16 protein-coding genes are annotated in these 19,092 nt (G+C 58.7%); 11 read left to right on the top strand and 5 right to left on the bottom strand.

Annotated features, from left to right (window positions below; genetic code table 11):
* Positions 1-17 precede the first annotated feature (17 nt).
* From recQ to CKF42_RS14230, 3 genes are all read left to right on the top strand, one after another.
* The gene (gene recQ, locus CKF42_RS14240) at positions 18-1,844 is read left to right on the top strand and encodes an ATP-dependent DNA helicase RecQ (RefSeq protein ID WP_009088468.1); all 1,827 of its coding nucleotides are present in this window, start codon (positions 18-20) and stop codon (positions 1,842-1,844) included.
* A 12-nt stretch (positions 1,845-1,856) separates the two neighbouring features.
* Positions 1,857-2,480 (top strand): threonine export protein RhtC, encoded by a 624-nt coding sequence (gene rhtC, locus CKF42_RS14235; RefSeq protein WP_111208477.1) that lies wholly within the window; start codon positions 1,857-1,859, stop codon positions 2,478-2,480.
* Between the two features lie 205 nt (positions 2,481-2,685).
* Complete coding sequence (locus CKF42_RS14230) at positions 2,686-3,486, top strand: DUF1460 domain-containing protein (protein ID WP_033736133.1); 801 nt, start codon at positions 2,686-2,688, stop codon at positions 3,484-3,486.
* 47 nt (positions 3,487-3,533) lie between these two features.
* Here the strand turns inward: CKF42_RS14230 and rhtB are convergent, their stop codons facing one another.
* On the bottom strand, positions 3,534-4,157 hold the full coding sequence (gene rhtB / locus CKF42_RS14225; protein ID WP_003854387.1) for a homoserine/homoserine lactone efflux protein: 624 nt from the start codon (positions 4,155-4,157) through the stop codon (positions 3,534-3,536).
* A gap of 112 nt (positions 4,158-4,269) precedes the next feature.
* Between rhtB and pldB the strand changes: the two genes are divergently transcribed.
* Together pldB and yigL are read left to right on the top strand one after the other, a co-directional pair.
* Complete coding sequence (pldB, locus tag CKF42_RS14220) at positions 4,270-5,262, top strand: lysophospholipase L2 (protein WP_009088474.1); 993 nt, start codon at positions 4,270-4,272, stop codon at positions 5,260-5,262.
* Between the two features lie 52 nt (positions 5,263-5,314).
* The gene (gene yigL, locus CKF42_RS14215; RefSeq protein ID WP_009088476.1) at positions 5,315-6,115 is read left to right on the top strand and encodes a sugar/pyridoxal phosphate phosphatase YigL; all 801 of its coding nucleotides are present in this window, start codon (positions 5,315-5,317) and stop codon (positions 6,113-6,115) included.
* Positions 6,116-6,161: 46 nt separating this feature from the next.
* On the opposite strand, the gene glpT is transcribed toward yigL, so the two are convergent.
* Positions 6,162-7,502: a glycerol-3-phosphate transporter gene (gene glpT / locus CKF42_RS14210; protein ID WP_009088478.1), complete on the bottom strand. Its 1,341-nt coding sequence runs from the start codon at positions 7,500-7,502 to the stop codon at positions 6,162-6,164.
* A gap of 373 nt (positions 7,503-7,875) precedes the next feature.
* On the opposite strand from glpT, the gene CKF42_RS14205 reads away from it, so the two are divergent.
* Positions 7,876-8,739: a carboxylate/amino acid/amine transporter gene (locus CKF42_RS14205; protein WP_111208491.1), complete on the top strand. Its 864-nt coding sequence runs from the start codon at positions 7,876-7,878 to the stop codon at positions 8,737-8,739.
* A 491-nt stretch (positions 8,740-9,230) separates the two neighbouring features.
* On the opposite strand, the gene CKF42_RS14200 is transcribed toward CKF42_RS14205, so the two are convergent.
* Together CKF42_RS14200 and metR are read right to left on the bottom strand one after the other, a co-directional pair.
* Positions 9,231-9,710, bottom strand: a complete 480-nt coding sequence (locus CKF42_RS14200) for a DUF1456 family protein (RefSeq protein ID WP_009088484.1) — start codon at positions 9,708-9,710, stop codon at positions 9,231-9,233.
* 83 nt (positions 9,711-9,793) lie between these two features.
* On the bottom strand, positions 9,794-10,720 hold the full coding sequence (metR, locus tag CKF42_RS14195; RefSeq protein ID WP_111208476.1) for an HTH-type transcriptional regulator MetR: 927 nt from the start codon (positions 10,718-10,720) through the stop codon (positions 9,794-9,796).
* A gap of 144 nt (positions 10,721-10,864) precedes the next feature.
* On the opposite strand from metR, the gene metE reads away from it, so the two are divergent.
* Positions 10,865-13,135, top strand: a complete 2,271-nt coding sequence (gene metE, locus CKF42_RS14190) for a 5-methyltetrahydropteroyltriglutamate--homocysteine S-methyltransferase (RefSeq protein WP_111208475.1) — start codon at positions 10,865-10,867, stop codon at positions 13,133-13,135.
* Positions 13,136-13,427: 292 nt separating this feature from the next.
* Here metE and CKF42_RS14185 read toward each other — a convergent pair whose 3' ends face one another.
* A complete protein-coding gene (locus tag CKF42_RS14185; RefSeq protein WP_009088490.1) occupies positions 13,428-14,261 on the bottom strand; it encodes a dienelactone hydrolase family protein in 834 nt (277 codons plus the stop codon).
* Between the two features lie 303 nt (positions 14,262-14,564).
* Here CKF42_RS14185 and udp point away from each other — a divergent pair, with 303 nt between their 5' ends.
* The 4 genes from udp to ubiE all read left to right on the top strand — a co-directional run bounded on the left by udp (position 14,565) and on the right by ubiE (position 19,091).
* The gene (gene udp / locus CKF42_RS14180) at positions 14,565-15,326 is read left to right on the top strand and encodes a uridine phosphorylase (RefSeq protein WP_111208474.1); all 762 of its coding nucleotides are present in this window, start codon (positions 14,565-14,567) and stop codon (positions 15,324-15,326) included.
* Positions 15,327-15,403: 77 nt separating this feature from the next.
* On the top strand, positions 15,404-16,672 hold the full coding sequence (locus tag CKF42_RS14175; RefSeq protein WP_111208473.1) for a lipopolysaccharide assembly protein LapB: 1,269 nt from the start codon (positions 15,404-15,406) through the stop codon (positions 16,670-16,672).
* 85 nt (positions 16,673-16,757) lie between these two features.
* Complete coding sequence (gene rmuC / locus CKF42_RS14170; RefSeq protein ID WP_111208490.1) at positions 16,758-18,257, top strand: DNA recombination protein RmuC; 1,500 nt, start codon at positions 16,758-16,760, stop codon at positions 18,255-18,257.
* A 75-nt stretch (positions 18,258-18,332) separates the two neighbouring features.
* Positions 18,333-19,091, top strand: coding sequence for a bifunctional demethylmenaquinone methyltransferase/2-methoxy-6-polyprenyl-1,4-benzoquinol methylase UbiE (gene ubiE / locus CKF42_RS14165; RefSeq protein WP_009088499.1), 759 nt, complete (start codon positions 18,333-18,335; stop codon positions 19,089-19,091).
* The last annotated feature ends 1 nt before the right edge of the window (position 19,092 follow it).

Below are 19,092 nucleotides of genomic sequence, written 5' to 3'. Positions count from 1 at the left end.
CGTACGACAGGAATCGCGTGGCAACCTCGGCAGTTCTCAATCAGGAAGCGCTGGCGCAGCAGGTATTGCAGGATACCTTCGGCTACCAGCAGTTTCGTCCCGGTCAGCAGACGATCATCAATCAGGCGCTGAGCGGGCGCGATTGTCTGGTGGTCATGCCCACCGGCGGCGGTAAATCGCTCTGCTATCAGATCCCGGCGCTGGTGCGCGAAGGCCTGACGCTGGTGGTCTCGCCGCTGATCTCACTGATGAAAGATCAGGTCGATCAGCTGCTGGCAAACGGCGTGGCCGCGGCGTGTCTCAACTCCACCATGACGCGCGAACAGCAGCAGACGGTGATGGCTGACTGCCGCACCGGTCGGGTGAAGCTGCTCTACATCGCCCCCGAACGCCTGATGATGGATAACTTCCTCGACAATCTGGCGCACTGGCAGCCCGTGATGCTGGCGGTGGATGAGGCGCACTGTATCTCGCAGTGGGGGCACGATTTCCGTCCGGAATATGGCGCGCTGGGCCGGTTGCGTGAACGCTTCCCGGAGGTGCCGGTGATGGCGCTGACCGCGACCGCCGATGAAACCACCCGTAACGACATCGTTAACCTGCTGCACATGCAGGACCCGCTGATCCAGATCAGCAGCTTCGACCGTCCCAATATCCGCTACACCCTGGTGGAAAAATTTAAGCCCACCGATCAGCTGCTGCGCTACGTTCAGGATCAGCGCGGCAAGTGCGGCATTATCTACTGCAACAGCCGGGCGAAGGTGGAAGACACCGCCGCGCGCCTGCAAAGCCGTGGGCTGAGCGTCGGGGCCTATCATGCCGGTATCGACAGCGAACAGCGCGCCAGAGTGCAGGAAGCGTTTCAGCGTGACGATCTGCAAATCGTGGTGGCGACGGTGGCCTTTGGGATGGGCATCAACAAGCCCAACGTCCGGTTTGTGGTTCACTTTGATATCCCGCGCAATATCGAATCCTATTACCAGGAAACCGGCCGTGCCGGCCGTGATGGCCTGCCCGCCGAGGCGATGATGCTTTACGACCCGGCAGATATGGCCTGGCTGCGTAAGTGTCTGGAAGAGAAAGTGCCGGGGCCGCTGCAGGATATTGAACGTCACAAGCTCAACGCCATGGGCGCGTTTGCGGAAGCGCAGACCTGCCGCCGCCTCGTGCTGCTCAACTACTTTGGTGAGGGGCGCCAGCAGCCGTGCGACAACTGCGATATCTGTCTCGATCCGCCTAAACGGTATGATGGTCTGGTCGAGGCGCAGAAGGCGCTCTCCGGCATCTACCGCGTGGGACAGCGTTTCGGCATGGGCTATATCGTGGAGGTGCTGCGCGGCTCCAACAATCAGCGTATCCGGGAACAGGGCCATGACAAACTGCCGGTCTATGGACTCGGCAAAGATCAGAGCCACGAGCACTGGGTCAGCGTGTTACGTCAGTTGATCCATCTGGGGCTGGTCACGCAGAACATTGCCATGCATTCGGCGCTGCAGCTGACCGAAGCTGCCCGCCCGGTGCTGCGCGGTGAAGTCCCCCTGATGCTGGCGGTGCCGCGCCTGATTACCGCGAAGACGAAGAGCAGCAGTCCGGCGAAGTTTCACGGTGGCAACTACGATCGCAAGCTCTTTGCCAAGCTGCGTAAGCTGCGAAAAGCGATTGCCGATGAAGAGAATATTCCGCCTTACGTGGTGTTCAATGACGCCACACTGATTGAAATGGCAGAACAGATGCCGGTCAGCGCGTCAGAGATGCTCAGCGTCAATGGCGTGGGTCACCGCAAACTGGAGCGCTTTGGCAAACCTTTCCTGGTGATGATCAAAGAGCATCTCGATGAAGAGTAAAGGACACTGATTATGCTGATGTTATTTGCCACTGTGGCGCTGGTACACCTGGTGGCGCTGATGAGCCCCGGCCCGGATTTCTTTTTCGTCTCACAGACGGCTGCCAGCCGCTCACGCAAAGAGGCGATGATGGGCGTGCTGGGCATTACGCTCGGTATCGTTGTCTGGGCAGGGGTGGCGCTGATGGGGCTGCATCTGATTCTGGAGAAAATGGCCTGGCTGCACCAGATCATCATGGTCGGTGGCGGACTCTATCTGCTGTGGATGGGCTGGCAGCTGATGGGCTCGGCACGTCAGCGCCACAAACAGCCGCAGCAGGATGAACCGGTGGTGGAGCTGCCAAAACGCGGCATGAGCTTCCTCAAAGGGCTGCTGACGAATCTCTCAAATCCTAAAGCGATTATCTACTTCGGCAGCGTCTTCTCGCTGTTTGTCGGGGATGATGTCGGCGCGACGGAGCGCTGGGGTCTGTTTCTGCTGATCATCGCGGAAACTTTTGCCTGGTTTGCGCTGGTGGCGGCAATCTTTGCCCTGCCGTGGATGCGTACGAAATATCAGCGCCTGGCAAAATGGGTGGATGGTATGGCAGGGGTGCTCTTTGCCGGTTTCGGCATCCATCTGATTATCTCCCGCTAAGCATCGCGGATGCCGGCGTGCACGAGGCGCGTCCGGCAGGGCTCTCACCTCCCGTCGTCTCTCCCTCATGTGACAGCGATCACACTCTGCTCCACCGTTTATCCCGTTACCTTAACCGTCACTCAATCGTCACCCGGTGTTAATCCACCGAGGCATCACCTCTGGTAAGGTCGGTAACCGGGCATATTTTTGCAGGAACAGGATGATGAGAATGAAAGCGCTGCTGCTGCTGTTAATGAGTGCGGGCATCAGCGCCTGCGCGTCACCGGCGGCGACCCGTTATCCGGCATCGCAGCCGATCCGGACGGATAAGGTGACGTCGATGCTGGCGCAGCTTCCTGCGCCCGGCCTGCCGCAGGGTGACAGGATTAGCCGGATCTCTGCGGCTTTTCTCGGGACACCTTATCAGGCCCATACGCTGATCGGCTCGCCTGCGACGCCCGAAGCGCTGGTGATCAACCTCTACGGGGTAGACTGCTTTACGCTGCTGGATTATGTGCAGGCGCTGAGCCAAAGCCACGATCGCCCCAGCTTTGAAGCCAGCCTTATCCGCACCCGTTATCGGGATGGCGAGGTCAGCTACCTGAAACGGCGCCACTTTTTTTCTGACTGGGCTGCTGACAGCCCGCCGATTGCCGATGACGTCACCCGCACACTGAGCCCGGCGGCGGTGACGGTGATGAAACCACTCAATCGTCAGGCCAGCGGAACAGAAAAAGTGCCGGGTCTGGGCGTGATGCCGCGTCCGATCACTTACATTCCGGCCCGCGCCCTTACGCCCCGGCTGCTTGACCAGATTCAGAATGGCGATTACGTCGGGGTTTATACGCCCGCGGCGGGGCTGGATGTCTCACATGTGGGGATTGCCGTCCGGCACGATGGCCGGTTGTGGTTCAGGAACGCCTCCTCGCGGGCTGAAAACCGCCGGGTTGTCGATGCGCCGTTCAGGGAATATATGCGGTCAGTGCCGGGCATCATCGTGCTGCGCGCCGTGCCGGCGGTGTGATGAGATAGAAGCGATCGCGCCAGCCCTGGCGGGCCGGCGCGTCAGGATCAGGCGATCTTCCTGGCGCTGGCCAGCAGGGCGCCGACCGCCATAAACAGTCCGCCGAAAATACGGTTCATGAGCTTCATCTGTTTTGGCCCTTTAATCCAGCCCGCAATGCGGGTCGCCAGCGTGGCGTAGCCAATCATCACGATGATATCGACCACTACGGTCGTCACGCCCAGCACCAGATACTGCATAAAGAGTGGCTGATGCGGCTGAATAAATTGCGGGAAGAGCGCCGCCAGAAAGACGATGCTTTTGGGGTTGGTCAGGTTCACCAGCACGGCACGTTTGAACAGGCGACGGCGCGGCATCGCTTTAGCGACCGCGTCCAGGTCGATACCGCCCGCTGAGCGCCACTGCTGAATACCCAGCCAGACCAGATAGGCCGCACCGGCCCATTTCAGAATCTCAAAGGCGAGCAGCGACTGGGAAAACAGCGCCCCCAGCCCGATGCCTACCAGCACGATATGCAGCGCCAGCCCGACCTGCAGGCCGGAGATGGATGCCACCGTGCCGCGATAGCCGTGGCTGATGCCGGTACTCATGGTGTTAATCGCGCCGGAGCCGGGCGACAGGCTGAGAATTGTGGTGGTGAGCAGATAGGTCAGCCACCATTCGATGGTCATGGGTTGCGCTCTCTTTAGGGGCGGAAGTGTGACACAATACGCCAGAAATAAGCGCGGCGCTACGGCCTGCGTACGGCAACAGGGACTCTTTATCCGGTCATCAGGAGGGCGAATGAATCCACACAAAGCCAGCTGGCTGCGACGCGAAAAAGCCTTTGCTGCCTTTGCAACCGGTCCGCTGCTCGACTTCTGGCACAGCCGTGAAGAGCGTGAGTTTACCGGCGTCGGCAATCTGACATTACGTTACGTCCGGTTCACGTCACCGAAACACACGCGTGTCATCCTGATTGTGCCCGGCCGCATCGAGAGTTACATCAAATATCCTGAGCTGGCCTACGATCTGTTTCACTGTGGCTTCGATGTGGTGATCCTCGATCATCGCGGCCAGGGGCGCTCCGATCGTCTGCTGGAAGACTCACACCGCGGCCACGTGGTGGAATTTACCCACTATGTCGACGATCTCGAAACCCTCTATCTGAAAGAGATCGTCAGCGGTCACTATCAGCAGCGTTATGCGCTGGCTCACTCGATGGGGGGCGCAATATTAACGCTGTTTCTGGCGCGGCAGCCGCAGGCTTTTCATGCGGTTGCCCTGGTGGCCCCGATGTTTGGTATTGCGCTGCCGTTGCCCGCCTTCCTGACCCACCGGATACTCGACTGGGCGGAGAAACGCCCGGCGGTGCGCGATGGTTATGCGCTCGGCACCGGACGCTGGCGCGCGCATCCATTTGGCATCAACCGGCTGACGCACAGTGCTGAGCGTTACCGGCGTAACCTGCGCTTTTATGCTGATGATCCGGCGATTCGCGTTGGCGGGCCGACCTATCACTGGGTGCGCGAAGGCATCCATGCCGGTCGCAACATCATCAGCCAGGTGGATAAGATCACCACGCCGCTGCTGCTGTTACAGGCCAGCGAGGATCGGGTGGTCGATAACCGTTCGCAGGACCTGTTTTGTGCCGCGATGGCTGCGGCGGGTCATCCGTGTGAGGGCAACACGCCGCGGGTGATCAACGGCGCGCGTCATGAGATCCTGTTTGAAAAAGACGCGATGCGTGCCGAAGCGCTCAATGCAGTGGTCGACTTCTTTTCAGCGCATCACTGACGTTATTTATCCGACCGGCGAAAGCCGGCAGACTCCGATACCCGAGGTTTTCATGTACCACATCGTTGCATCCGACCTGGATGGCACGCTGCTTTCTCCCGAACATCGCCTGACCCCGTTTGCACGCGAAACGCTGCAGCAGCTGGTCGCCAGAGATATTCACTTCGTTTTCGCGACCGGCCGTCATCATATCGATGTCGGACAGATGCGCGACAGCCTGGCGATTCCGGCTTATATGATCACTTCAAACGGCGCGCGCGTTCACAACGCGGCGGGCGAACTGGTCTTCAGTCACAATCTGGATGCCGACATCGCCAGCGATCTGTTTGGCCTGCAATATCACCACAACGAAATCCTGACTCACGTCTACCGGGATGATGAGTGGTTTGTCAGCCGCTCAAGTCCGGCAGAACAGGATTACTTCCGCGAGTCGGTGTTCAATTATCAGGTCTATGAGCCAGGTCTGCTGCCAACCGATAACATCAGCAAAGTCTTCTTCACCTGCGAAAACCCTGAACATCTGATCCCGATGGAGCAGGCCATTGAAGCGCGCTGGGGTGACCGCGTTAATGTCAGCTTCTCATTACCCACCTGCCTGGAGGTCATGGCGGGCGGCGTGTCGAAGGGGCATGCGCTGGAAGCCGTGGCGAAGCAGCTGGGTCATTCGCTGCAAAGCTGTATCGCCTTTGGCGACGGCATGAACGATGTGGAGATGCTGAGCATGGCGGGTAAGGGCTGTATCATGCAGAACGCTCATCAGCGGCTGAAAGATACGCTGCCGGCGCTGGAAGTGATTGGATCGAATGCGGATGATGCGGTGCCGCAGACGCTGCGCGCACTCTACCTCGCATAAGTAGATGAATGAAAAGGGCCGGTTATCCGGCCCTTTTTTTATGCCGTCAGGCGATTTTCTGTTTGTGTCTGTGTTCGCTGACCATGGTCAGGAGCAGCAGAATAACGGCGAGCACGCAGCCTGCGATCATCACCAGGAAGCCGCCATCCCAGCCGAAGTAGTCGACGGTGTAACCGACAATGGCGCTGGCGGCCACCGAGCCTCCCAGGTAGCCGAACAGGCCGGTAAAGCCCGCTGCCGTTCCTGCCGCTTTTTTCGGGGCCAGCTCCAGCGCGTGCAGACCAATCAGCATCACCGGGCCGTAGATCAGGAAACCAATCACGATCATACAGGCCATATCGACGCCGGGGTTACCCGCCGGATTGAGCCAGTAGATGACGGTCGCGACGGTGACCAGCGTCATAAAGAACACCCCGGTCGCCCCCCGATTGCCGCGGAACACCTTATCCGACATCCAGCCGCAGAGCAGCGTCCCCGGTATCCCCGCATATTCATACAGGAAGTAGGCCCAGGAGGACTTATCCAGCGTGAAGTGTTTCACCTCTTTGAGATAGGTCGGAGACCAGTCGAGGATGCCGTAGCGCAGCAGATAGACAAACACGTTGGCCAGCGCGATGTACCACAGCAGCTTGTTCGGCAGCACATACTTCATGAAGATCTGCTTTGCCGTCAGCTCCTCTTCATGGCTGGCATCGTAATCGGGCGGATAGTCGTTTTTATACGCTTCAATCGGCGGCAGGCCACAGGATTGCGGGGTATCGCGCATCAGCGCAAAGGCCAGAATCGCAATGGCAATCGCGCCAAAAGCGGGCATGTAGAGCGCCGCTTTCCAGTCGTTAAACCACGCCATGCCCAGCAGAAACAGCAGCGGGGGGATACCGCCGCCCACATTATGGGCGCAGTTCCAGACCGACACGATCCGGCCGCGCTCCTTCTGTGACCACCAGTGAACCATGGTGCGTCCGCACGGCGGCCAGCCCATCCCCTGAAACCAGCCGCAGATAAACAGCAGTACAAACATCACCATGATGCTGGAGGTCGCCCAGGGCACAAATCCCATGATCAGCATCACCGCCGCGGCCAGAATCAGGCCAGCCGGCAGGAAGACGCGCGGGTTTGAGCGGTCCGACACCGATCCCATGATGAATTTTGAAAAGCCGTAGGCGATGGAGATGCCCGACAGGGCAAACCCTAAATCGCCCCGCGAAAAACCCTGCTCGACCAGATATGGCATCGCGAGCGCAAAGTTTTTTCTGACCAGATAGTAGGCGGCATAACCGAAGAAGATCCCGATGAAAATTTGCCAGCGCAGACGACGGTAGAGGGGATCGACACGATCCTCTGCCACCTGTGGCTGGCGTGGCGCAGGTTTAAAAATGCTCAGCATCAGTGAGGCCCTCCAGGGCACATTATGGTTTTTGAATTCCCGGCAGGTTGAAGCAGGAAAAGAGGAGAAAATGGCCATCCGATGTTCCATTTCGCGCAAAGAATAGTGTTAGTTGCGCAGCGTTACTGTGATGAATGACACATTTGTTACAGTTTTATTACAGTTGAGAGCGAAAGTGTTCACCTGATGGATCATTTCGCGCATTTTGTCTGGCGGAAAAGCGGTTCTGTCGACAGTTATGTCAGTCTGTGTAAACGGTCTGCTGCTTAAAGATTCTGATCGAATGTTTTATAGTCAGATGTCAACCAGATTTCACAGCCTGATGGCAGCACATTGTTTACACTGGCGGCCTGTTAATTTCAGGGTCATGACCGTGTTCTTATTAATTATTACCACTATTCTGTGGGCCTTTTCGTTCAGTCTGATTGGCGAATACCTTGCCGGGCAGGTGGACAGCTGGTTTTCCGTTCTGATGCGTCTGGCGCTGGCTGCGCTGGTCTTCCTGCCTTTCCTGCGCTGGCGTGGCTACCGCCCTTCAACGCTGCTGCTTTATATGCTGGTGGGGATGCTGCAGCTCGGGGTGATGTATCTGCTGAGTTTTGAAGCCTATCTCTATCTGAGCGTTTCAGAATTCCTGCTGTTTACGGTGATGACGCCGCTGTATGTCACGCTGATTTACGATCTGATCAGCCGTCGTCCGCTGCGCATCGGTTATGTGTTCAGTGCGCTGCTGGCGGTGGCCGGTGCGGCGATTATCCGTTATGACAAAGTCAGCGATCATTTCTGGTTCGGGCTGCTGTTAGTGCAGCTGGCAAACATCTGTTTTGCGGCGGGAATGGTAGGGTATAAGCGTCTGCAGGAGACCCGTCCGATGCCGCAGCACACCGCCTTCTCCTGGTTCTATCTGGGTGCGGTTGTGATTGCCGTGATCGCGTGGTGCGCCTGGGGTAATCCGCAGAAGTTGCCGACCACCTCACTGCAGTGGGGCATTCTGGTCTGGCTGGGCGTTGCGGCTTCCGGTCTGGGCTATTTTATGTGGAACTATGGTGCAACGCAGGTCGATGCTGGCACGCTGGGCATTATGAATAACATGCACGTTCCCGCCGGGCTGCTGGTGAATCTGGCAATCTGGCAGGAGAAACCGCACTGGCCGAGCTTTATTGCGGGTGCGCTGGTGATCCTCGCCTCGCTGTGGGTGCATAAGCGCTGGGTGGTGGGGCGCAGCAGCCGAACCTAAAGGAGAATCGCACCTAATCAGTGGCTGTGGGTCAGGTGCGGCCTCCCGGGCTGGCGCGTCCGATCGCGAAGGAATCTCACCTCCCTGTGGATCGGCCGGGCCATCCCTGGCCCGGACGCTTCGCTCTTCTGACGCGCCAGCCCATGAGGCGTGACAGCCTCATCGCTGTTAAATGCGTGGCTCATCGCGAGCATGAAGGAGTGATGCAGAGTAGTAAAGCCTGGAGGCGCAACAGCCTCATCGCTGTTAAATGCGTGGCTCAGTGCGAGCATGAAGGAGGGAATGGCGGGCTGAGAAGTAAAGCGTCCGCCGCATGGCTGGCCCGGTGCTGCTCTTGTCAAAGCCCTGATGAAGCGGGAGGGAAGGGGTGGCGCAGCTGAAGAGCAAAGCGTCCGAGCCAGGGATGGCGAGGCCGTGCTGCATGGATGCAGGCTTTCTTTGCGATCAGATGCGCCACCTCTGACCACGCAGGGGTCAGAAGCGATCAGAGATTAAGCCGGCTTATCACTCTTCGGACGCTGGATCATCGCCAGCCCTTTCAGGAAGTTACGCAGAATCTGATCGCCACACTCGCGGTAGTTTTTATGGTCGGGCTTGCGGAAAATCGCCCCCACTTCCGCCTGCGACACGGTAAAGTTTGCGCGCTTCAGCACGTCAGGAATGTCGGTCGTTTTCAGATCGAACGCGATACGCAGTTTCTTCATGAAGATATTGTTATTCATTTTGCGCTCGATCGACGGGGCAGGCGCCTCTTCGCTTTTACCACGACGGTAAAAAATCAGGCCATTCAGAAAATAACCCATCAGCACATCAGGGCAGGGACGGAACGCGGCGTCGTCATCTTTTTTCAGCCACGCCTGAACATCCGTCTCGGGTACCTCACATTCCGCCAGCGCAAAAATCTTCACCATTCCGGCATCGCTCAGATTAAGCATGTAGCGCACGCTGCGCAGAATATCGTTATTAGTCATGGTGAGATCTTCTCATGGTCAGTCGACAGGCTGCGCATTATAGGGGATTTTGCCGGCGTCCGCGCAGGTTTGTGCCCTACCGGTTACCGCTGCAACACCGCACCGGGCAGCGCAGCATCACGCACAAACGGCAGATGCTCACAGGCGTGCTGACGGGCAAAACGGATAAAGGCTTCCAGCACCGGCTGCCGCTGTTCGCCCTCGCGCACGGCGGCGTAAAGACGACTCCAGAGCCCCTCACCCAGCGTGCGGGTCACGACCAGACCCTGCTTCTCAAAACTCTCCACCACCCAGTGCGGCAGCGCCGCGATACCCATGCGCGCGGAAACCATCTGAATCATCAGCAGGGTGTTATCGACACTTTTCAGTGCCGGGCTGACGCCAGCAGGCTGCAGGAAGTGACGCCAGATATCCAGACGCTGACGCTGCACCGGATAGATCATCAACACTTCATCGGCCAGATCTTCCGGGGCAATCTGCTCCACCTGAGCCAGCGGATGATCCGTTGCCAGCACCAGCCGCACTTCATAATCAAACATCGGGGAGTAGAACAGGCCGGAGCGCGCAAGAATATCGGAGGTCAGCACCACATCCAGCTCACCCTGCTGCAGAGCGGGCTGAGGATCAAAGGTCACGCCCGATTTGAAATCCATCACCACCTGCGGCCAGCTCTGACGGAATTTATCCAGCGCGGGGGTCAGCCACTGAATACAGCTATGACACTCGATCGCCACCCGCAGCGTGGTCTGATGCGGCTCATGGCACGCCTGCAGGGCCTGCTGGATCTGCGGCAACACCTGCTCTGCCAGCTGCAGCAGAATATCGCCCTGCGGCGTAAACCGCAGCGGCTGACTCTTACGCACGAACAGGCGGAATCCCAGCCGCTGCTCCAGGTCGCTGAACTGATGAGAGAGCGCCGATTGCGTCTGGTGAAGCTGGGCCGCCGCCGCCGCCAGCGATCCCGTATTGCGCAGAGCCTGAAGCGTCCGCAGGTGCTTGAGTTCGATCATGAGGGTCCTTCACATCGAAAATGAACATATTGCGCTTGAGCCACATACAGTACCCGCAGATTATAGCAGTGTAAACATCTGGACGGCTAAACCTCTCTGGCTGCCTGTAAAAGCCAGCGTGAAAGATTATCTGGAGAACAGCACATGACTATCCTGAACCACACCCTCGGCTTTCCCCGTATTGGCCTGCGCCGGGAACTGAAAAAAGCACTGGAGCAGTACTGGGCGGGTGATATTTCGCAGCAGGACTTACTGGCGGTGGGCCGTGAACTGCGCGCCCGCCACTGGCAACAGCAGAAAGCGGCGGGAGTCGATCTGCTGCCGGTCGGCGATTTTGCCTGGTACGATCATGTGCTGACCACCAGCCTGATGCTGGGCAACGTGCCTGCACGCCATCAGAATCCGGAGGGCAGCGTTGACCTGGACACCCTGTTCCGCCTTGGCCGTGGTCGTGCCCCCAGCGGGAAACCCGCCGCCGCGGCAGAGATGACCAAATGGTTTAACACTAACTATCACTACATGGTGCCGGAATTTACCCGGGGACAGCGGTTTAAACTGACCTGGACTCAGCTGCTGGACGAGGTCGATGAGGCGCTGGCACTGGGTCACAGCATCAAGCCGGTACTGCTGGGGCCGGTAACCTATCTCTGGCTGGGCAAAGTAAAAGGTGAGCCGTTCGAACGCCTGTCGCTGCTGGAGGCGATTCTGCCCGTCTACCAGCAGGTGCTGGCAGAACTGGCCAGACGGGGCATCGAATGGGTGCAGATTGATGAACCGGCCCTGGCCCTGGAACTGCCGCAGGCGTGGCGCGACGCCTTTAAACCGGCGTATGACGCGCTGCAGGGTCACAGCAGACTGCTGCTGACCACCTACTTTGACAGCATCAGACAGAACATTGAGGTGATTCGCGCACTGCCGGTGCAGGGCCTGCATGTCGATCTGGTTCATGGCCACGATGACCTCCAGCAGCTGAATCAGCAACTGCCCGCCAGCTGGCTACTGTCACTCGGGGTGATCAACGGGCGTAACGTCTGGCGCGCCGATCTCAGCCGCTGGTTCAGCCGTCTGCAACCGGTGATTGCACAGCGGGAACAGGTCTGGATCGGCTCCTCCTGCTCGCTGCTGCACAGCCCGATCGATCTCAGCGTGGAAACCCGTCTGGATGATGAGGTCAAAAGCTGGTTCGCTTTCGCCCTGCAGAAGTGTGCTGAACTTTCGCTGCTTACTCACGCACTGAACCAGAACGATGCGGCGTCGCTGGAGGCATGGAGTGCCCCGGTGCGCGCCCGTGCGCACTCGCGCCGCGTGCACAATGCCGCAGTGGGCCAGCGTCTGCAGGCCATCACGCCACAGCTCAGTCAGCGCCAGCGCGCCTATTCTGAGCGGGCTGCCCTGCAGCGTCAGCGTTTCAGACTGCCGGCCTGGCCCACCACCACCATCGGCTCTTTTCCACAGACCACCGAGATCCGTGGCCTGCGCCTCGACTTTAAGCAGGGCCGTCTCGACAGCAGCCACTATCGCACCGGCATCGCGGCACATATCAGGCAGGCCATTACCGAACAGGAGCGGCTGGGGCTGGATGTGCTGGTTCACGGTGAAGCGGAACGCAACGACATGGTGGAGTATTTTGGCGAGCATCTGGAGGGATTTGTCTTCACCCAGAACGGCTGGGTGCAGAGCTACGGTTCCCGCTGCGTGAAACCGCCGGTCATCATCGGGGATATCAGCCGGCCGGCGGCGATCACCGTGGGGTGGGCCAGCTATGCGCAGTCGCTGACCGACAAGCCGGTTAAAGGGATGCTGACTGGCCCGGTCACCATCCTCTGCTGGTCGTTCCCGCGTGAAGATGTGTCACGGGAAACTCTCGCTAAACAGATCGCGCTGGCGCTGCGTGATGAAGTGAAAGATCTGGAGAAGGCGGGGATCGGGATTATTCAGATAGATGAACCGGCTCTGCGTGAAGGCCTGCCTTTGCATCAGTCGGAGTGGGCCGCCTACCTGACCTGGGCGGTAGAGGCGTTCCGGCTTACCGCGGCCGTGGCGCAGGATGACACCCAGATTCACACCCATATGTGTTACTGCGAGTTCAACGACATCATGGATGCCATTGCGGCGCTGGATGCGGATGTCATCACCATTGAAACCTCGCGCTCCGATATGGAGCTGCTGGAATCGTTTGAGCATTTCGACTATCCGAATGAAATCGGCCCCGGCGTCTATGACATTCACTCGCCTAACGTTCCCAGCGTTGAGTGGATAGAGGCCCTGCTGCAGAAGGCCGCACAACGGATTCCGGCAGCGCGTCTGTGGGTAAACCCGGACTGCGGCCTGAAAACGCGCGGCTGGACGGAAACACGTCAGGCGCTGGCCAATATGGTGACGGCGGCGAAGAAACTGCGTGGTGAGACGGCGTAGGGGAGCGGGTCCGGGTGGCAAAAAACAGGGGCGCAGACGCGCCCCTTTCAGACTGCTGACAAACCCAAATCAGGGTGAGTCTGGCAGCAATGAATTAGCTCAATGCGCAGGGAACACGGTCAGAGGAGGAAAGCGTCCCGCGGCAGGGACGGCGCGGGCCGAGCATGCCATGGATGGCGGTTCTTGCGTCTTTCCGATCTGACCGTGTTCCCTCCGCAGGCTCGGTCTTACCGCTACCGCGCTGGACTTTGTCAACAATCTCAAAAGGGGCACAGATGCGCCCCTTTTTCAGTTACTGCGAGGTCACACCATATTGTCTGAACCAGGTCAGCATCCGCTGCCAGCCATCCTGAGCCGATTCCGCATGGTAGCTCGGGCGGTAGTCTGCATTAAACGCATGACCCGCTTCGGGATAGACGATGATCTCGGCGGTGGCATTGGCGGCATGCAGCGCCTGTCGCATCTGCTCGACGCTCTCCAGCGGGATGCTCTCGTCCTGTCCGCCATAGAGTCCTAAAACCGGCGCGTTGAGCGCGACGGCAATATCAATCGGGTGCTTCTGCTGCTTCAGGGTGCGGTCGCCGGTCAGCCGTCCATACCAGGCCACAGCGGCGCGCAGCTGCGGATTGTGCGCGGCGTAGAGCCAGCTGATGCGGCCACCCCAGCAGAAACCGGTAATGCCCATGCGGCGGATATCGCCGCCGTTGCGTGCGGCCCAGTTGGCGGCATGGTCCAGGTCAGCCAGCACCTGAGTATCCGGCACTTTACTGACCAGCTCGCTGAACAGCGTCGGGATATCGTGATACTCAGAGGGATCGCCCTCGCGGAAATAGAGCTCCGGTGCAATCGCCAGATAGCCTTCCAGCGCCAGACGGCGGCAGATATCCCGGATGTGTTCGTGCACACCAAAGATCTCCTGCACCACCAGTACGACGGGTAAAGGTCCTTCCGCTGACTGCGGTTTTGCAAAATAGGCCGGCATGTTTTCGCCCTGACTGGGCACGGAAGTCTCACCTGCGTGAATGGCCGGACTATCGGTAATAATGGTAGTGTCGGCGGTGGGCTGCACGGCTGGGGCAAAGCCGCCCGTCGCCGGTTTTTGTGGCAAAGTATCACTGGGTTTCATTATTCTCTCCGTGCAAGCATTGGCGCAATCACGTAACTATAGCCTGGCCCGAAAGCGTGCGTGCCAGGTGTCGGGTAACAGAATCAGCAGCGAACAAACGCATCCACCTCTTTAACATTGCCCTGACCCCGACACAGCCCCGCCGGGCGTTATCCGGGCGAAGAAGATGTTAATGTGTGATTAATGTCGCATTTTTTCTTCCGGTAAATGTAACTTTCATTTTCTTAAGTGAATGCTGTCACATATTTATCGGGCGTGCTGGCGTAGAGTGGCGCGCTATCATCCCTTAACAGGAGTCTGCAAATGACACAGTCTGACGTTTTCCATCTTGGCCTGACGAAAGCCGATCTGCAGGGCGCCACCCTGGCGATTGTGCCGGGCGACCCGGAGCGCGTGAAGAAAATTGCCGGACTGATGGAGGATGCCACGCATCTCGCCTCACACCGTGAATTTACCTCCTGGCTGGCAAAACTGGATGGCAAGCCGGTGGTTGTCTGCTCAACCGGCATCGGCGGCCCTTCGACCTCGATTACGGTAGAAGAGCTGGCTCAGCTTGGCGTGCGCACCTTCCTGCGCGTCGGCACCACGGGTGCCATTCAGCCACATATCAACGTCGGCGATGTGCTGGTCACGACCGCCTCCGTGCGCCTGGATGGCGCCAGCCTGCATTTCGCGCCGATGGAGTTCCCGGCGGTGGCTGACTTCGGCTGTACCACTGCGCTGGTGGCGGCTGCAGAAGCCTGTGGCGCCACAACCCATATCGGCATTACCGCCTCCTCTGACACCTTCTATCCGGGCCAGGAGCGCTACGACACCGTCTCAGGCCGCGTCGTCAGCCGTTTCAAAGGATCGATGAAAGAGTGGCAGGAGATGGGTGTCCTCAACTATGAGATGGAATCCGCTACACTGTTAACCATGTGCGCCAGCCAGGGCCTCCGCGCCGGTATGGTGGCAGGCGTCATTGTGAACCGTACGCAGAAAGAGATCCCTGATGCGGTCACCATGAAACAGACAGAAAGCGACGCAGTGAAGATTGTGGTCGAAGCGGCGCGTCGCTTGCTGTAGGCCGCGTCAGGCCGCGGGCCCCTATCGGGCCTGCTGCTGTATAAGGCGCGTCATTTCAGTGAAACCTGAGAAGGCTTATGCGCAATACACTTCCTGTCCGACGACCGGCATTCAAAGCCGATCCTGCCGCCCTTAATGCCCGGCTGGAACGCGGTGCCGAACGCTTCCGTGCCGCCATGCAGCAGGGTGACTATGCACAGGCCGCCCAGTGCTGCGAAGAGGCACTGCGCTATCTGCCTCAGCAGATGCAGGTGCTGAGCGACTATGCACTCTGTCTGCTGCGTCTGGGTCAGTACCAGAAGTCCTATAAAATCTATCAGAAGATTGCGCACTCCCCGCCCGCGGTGCGCAGCACCGCCTCTGAAACCTGGCTGGATGGCCTGACCGAAGTCTGTGGCTGGCTGAATAAGCCGGATGAGGTGGCGCGCTATGGTCTGGCGTCGCTGATGCAGTCCGATGCGCGTTTCAGTCAGGGGCAGCGTGTGGCGTTTCCCGCTCCCCAGCCCGAGCCTGCCGATCTCACACAGCCGCACCAGAATGTCATTGCCTTCAGCCTGTTTGGTGACCAGCCGCGCTACTGCGAAACCCTGATTAAAAACGTCGAAGTCGTACCTGAACTCTATCCCGGCTGGGTCTGCCGCATCTACCTTGACGACAGCGTGCCGCAGCATGTCTGGCAGCGACTGGACCAGCCGCATGTGCAACGGGTCGATATGTCGCATGAGAAAACCCTGTTTCCCACCCTGTGGCGTTTTCTGGTGATGGACGATCCTGGCGTGAAGCGCTTTATCGTCCGCGATGCCGACTCGCTGCTCTCAGAGCGCGAAGCGGCGGCGGTCAGCGCCTGGCTGGCTTCACCTTACTGGTTCCACCATATGCGTGACTACTTTTCCCACACCGAACTGCTGCTGGCGGGGATGTGGGGCGGCTGTCATGGCGTCTTTCACAACGTGGAGCAGGCGATGCGTGATTTTATTGCGCACTACCGGGGGAGCGAACGCTTCACCGATCAATATTTCCTCAAAGTGGCGTTGTGGCCGACAGTACGTGAAAGCGTGCTGAATCACGATGAACTGTTTCACTTTCATCAGGCCCGGCCGTGGCCTGCCCATGCGCCGGTGCGCTGGCAGACGCCGCAGTTCCACGTGGGCAGCAATGCCGGCTTTGCCAGTATGACCGGGAAAGCCAGTGTGGCCGACGGCAGCAGACAGCGCGTGGCGATCACCGCGGGCGAAACCACCTGGCACTATCTGGCGCAGGTTAAGCAGGGTGAGTGGCTGTTGCCGATGCCCTTTTTTCTGATTGAGGAGTGGCAGGCGGGAAGGGTGACCGTGACCGCGCTCTAAGTTGCTGAGCGCGAATAAATTTATCTGGACATTCATACAGTGCGACTCTACCTTTTTCCTCAGCAGCGTAAGTCGCGGGGAAATCATGGATCAGCACATCATCATCAGCATCTGTCTGGCGCTTGCCGGGGTCGGGATCGGCTGGATGCTGGCACAGCTTCGTGCCGGGCACCAGGCCGCCAGTTTCCAGACTGAGCGCCGTCTGCAGCAGGAGGCACAGCAGCGTCAGCAGCAGCAGACTGAACAGCTTCAGCAGCAAATCCGGGAGCGGGAACAGGAGCTGCGTCAGCTGCACGGTGCCCTGAGCGGAGCCACGGAGCGGCTGCAGCAGCTCGACTACTGGCGCAATGAAAGTGAGCAGCTCAATCGCGAGCTGCGCAATCAGCTGGAGGTCAACAGCGCGCAGGAAGCGGAGCTGCGTGAGGTGACCATCCGTCTGGAAGAGACCCGTTTTGCCGCCGAGGAGAAGCAGCGCCTGCTGACCAACAGCGAACAGCGTCTCAGCGCCCAGTTTGAAAACCTCGCCAACCGCATTTTCGAAAACAGCGGCCGTCGCGTCGATGAGCAGAACCGTCAAAGCCTGGATAGCCTGATTGGCCCGTTACGTGAACAGCTGGATGGCTTTCGTCGTCAGGTGCATGAAAGCTTTGGCGCAGAGGCGCGTGAACGTCACACCCTGACCCACGAAATCCGTCAGCTTCAGCAGCTGAATGCACAGATGGCGCAGGAGGCGCTCAACCTGACCAAGGCCCTGAAGGGCGACAATAAAATCCAGGGTAACTGGGGGGAAGTGGTCCTGAGCCGGGTGCTGGAAGCCTCCGGGCTGCGTGAAGGCTATGAATATGAAACGCAGGTCAGCATTCAGTCTGAACAGCAGGGCAGGATGCAGCCGGATGTGATTGTGCGGCTGCCACAGGGCAAAGATGTGGTGGTGGACGCCAAGATGACGCTGGTGGCCTATGAGCGCTACTTCAATGCGGATGATGAGATCGAACGTGAACAGGCGATTCAGGAGCATGTCAGCGCCATGCGGGCCCATATCCGCCTGCTGGGGCGAAAAGATTATCAACAATTGCCCGGTTTACGCTCGCTGGATTATGTGTTGATGTTCATTCCGGTTGAACCGGCCTTTTTACTGGCGATCGACCGCCAGCCTGAGCTGATTAGCGAGGCGCTGCAGCAGAATATCATGCTGGTCAGCCCCACCACGCTGCTGGTGGCGTTACGGACCATCAATAATCTGTGGCGCTATGAGCACCAGAGCCGCAATGCACAACGTATTGCCGACCGGGCCGCACGCCTCTATGACAAGATGCGGCTGTTTGTGGATGACATGAGCGGTATTGGTCACAGTCTGGACAAAGCGCAGAACAGCTATCGCGAGGCGATGAAAAAGCTGGCAGAGGGGCGCGGTAACCTGATTGCGCAGACGGAAGGGTTCCGTGCGCTGGGCGTTGAAATCAAACGGCCGATCAATCCTCAGCTGGCCGAACGGGCTATGCCGGAAAACCGGATGGCAGATGACGACAGGGATGATGAGGATGCGGATGACAGTGACAGGCGTGTGAGACGCCTCCACGAATAGTATGGGCGCAGCGTGCCTGACTTCCGTGACTCTGATACACTTCGGAAAGTATTGTTTGTGGAGCAGGTAAAACCGATGGCAGATGAATCACAGCAGGAAACCACCCATTTTGGCTTTCAGACGGTCGCCAAAAGCGAAAAAGCTGACAAAGTCGCGGATGTGTTTCACTCCGTAGCGGCAAAATATGACCTGATGAACGATTTGATGTCCTTTGGCGTCCATCGTATCTGGAAGCGCTTTACCATCGACAGCAGCGGTGTTCGCCGCGGTCAGCGTGTGTTGGATCTGGCGGGAGGCACCGGCGATCTGACGGCAAAATTCTCTCGTCTGGTGGGTGACACCGGTCAGGTGGTACTGGCGGATATCAACAGTTCCATGCTGAAGATGGGCCGCGAAAAGCTGCGCAATCAGGGTGTGGTGGGCAACGTCAGTTACGTGCAGGCCAACGCAGAAGCTCTGCCTTTCCCTGATAACTACTTCGACTGCATCACCATCTCCTTTGGTCTGCGCAACGTCACGGAAAAAGAGAAGGCGCTGGCCTCCATGTTCCGGGTGCTTAAGCCGGGCGGACGCCTGCTGGTGCTGGAGTTCTCTAAGCCAGTGCTGGACCCGCTGAGCAAAGCGTATGACGCTTACTCGTTCCACATTCTGCCGCGTATCGGCCAGCTGGTGGCGCAGGATGCTGAGAGCTACCGCTATCTGGCCGAATCGATCCGTATGCATCCCGATCAGGAGACCCTGAAGGCGATGATGAATGATGTCGGCTTTGAAAATACCACTTACTCCAACATGACTGGCGGCATCGTGGCGCTGCATCGTGGATTTAAGTTCTGAG

The sequence above is a fragment of the Pantoea sp. ARC270 genome, assembly GCF_003236725.1.
GTDB lineage: Bacteria > Pseudomonadota > Gammaproteobacteria > Enterobacterales > Enterobacteriaceae > Pantoea > Pantoea anthophila.
The sequence above is the reverse complement of the archived record's forward strand: the minus strand, read 5'-3'. Positions and strand labels throughout refer to the sequence as shown.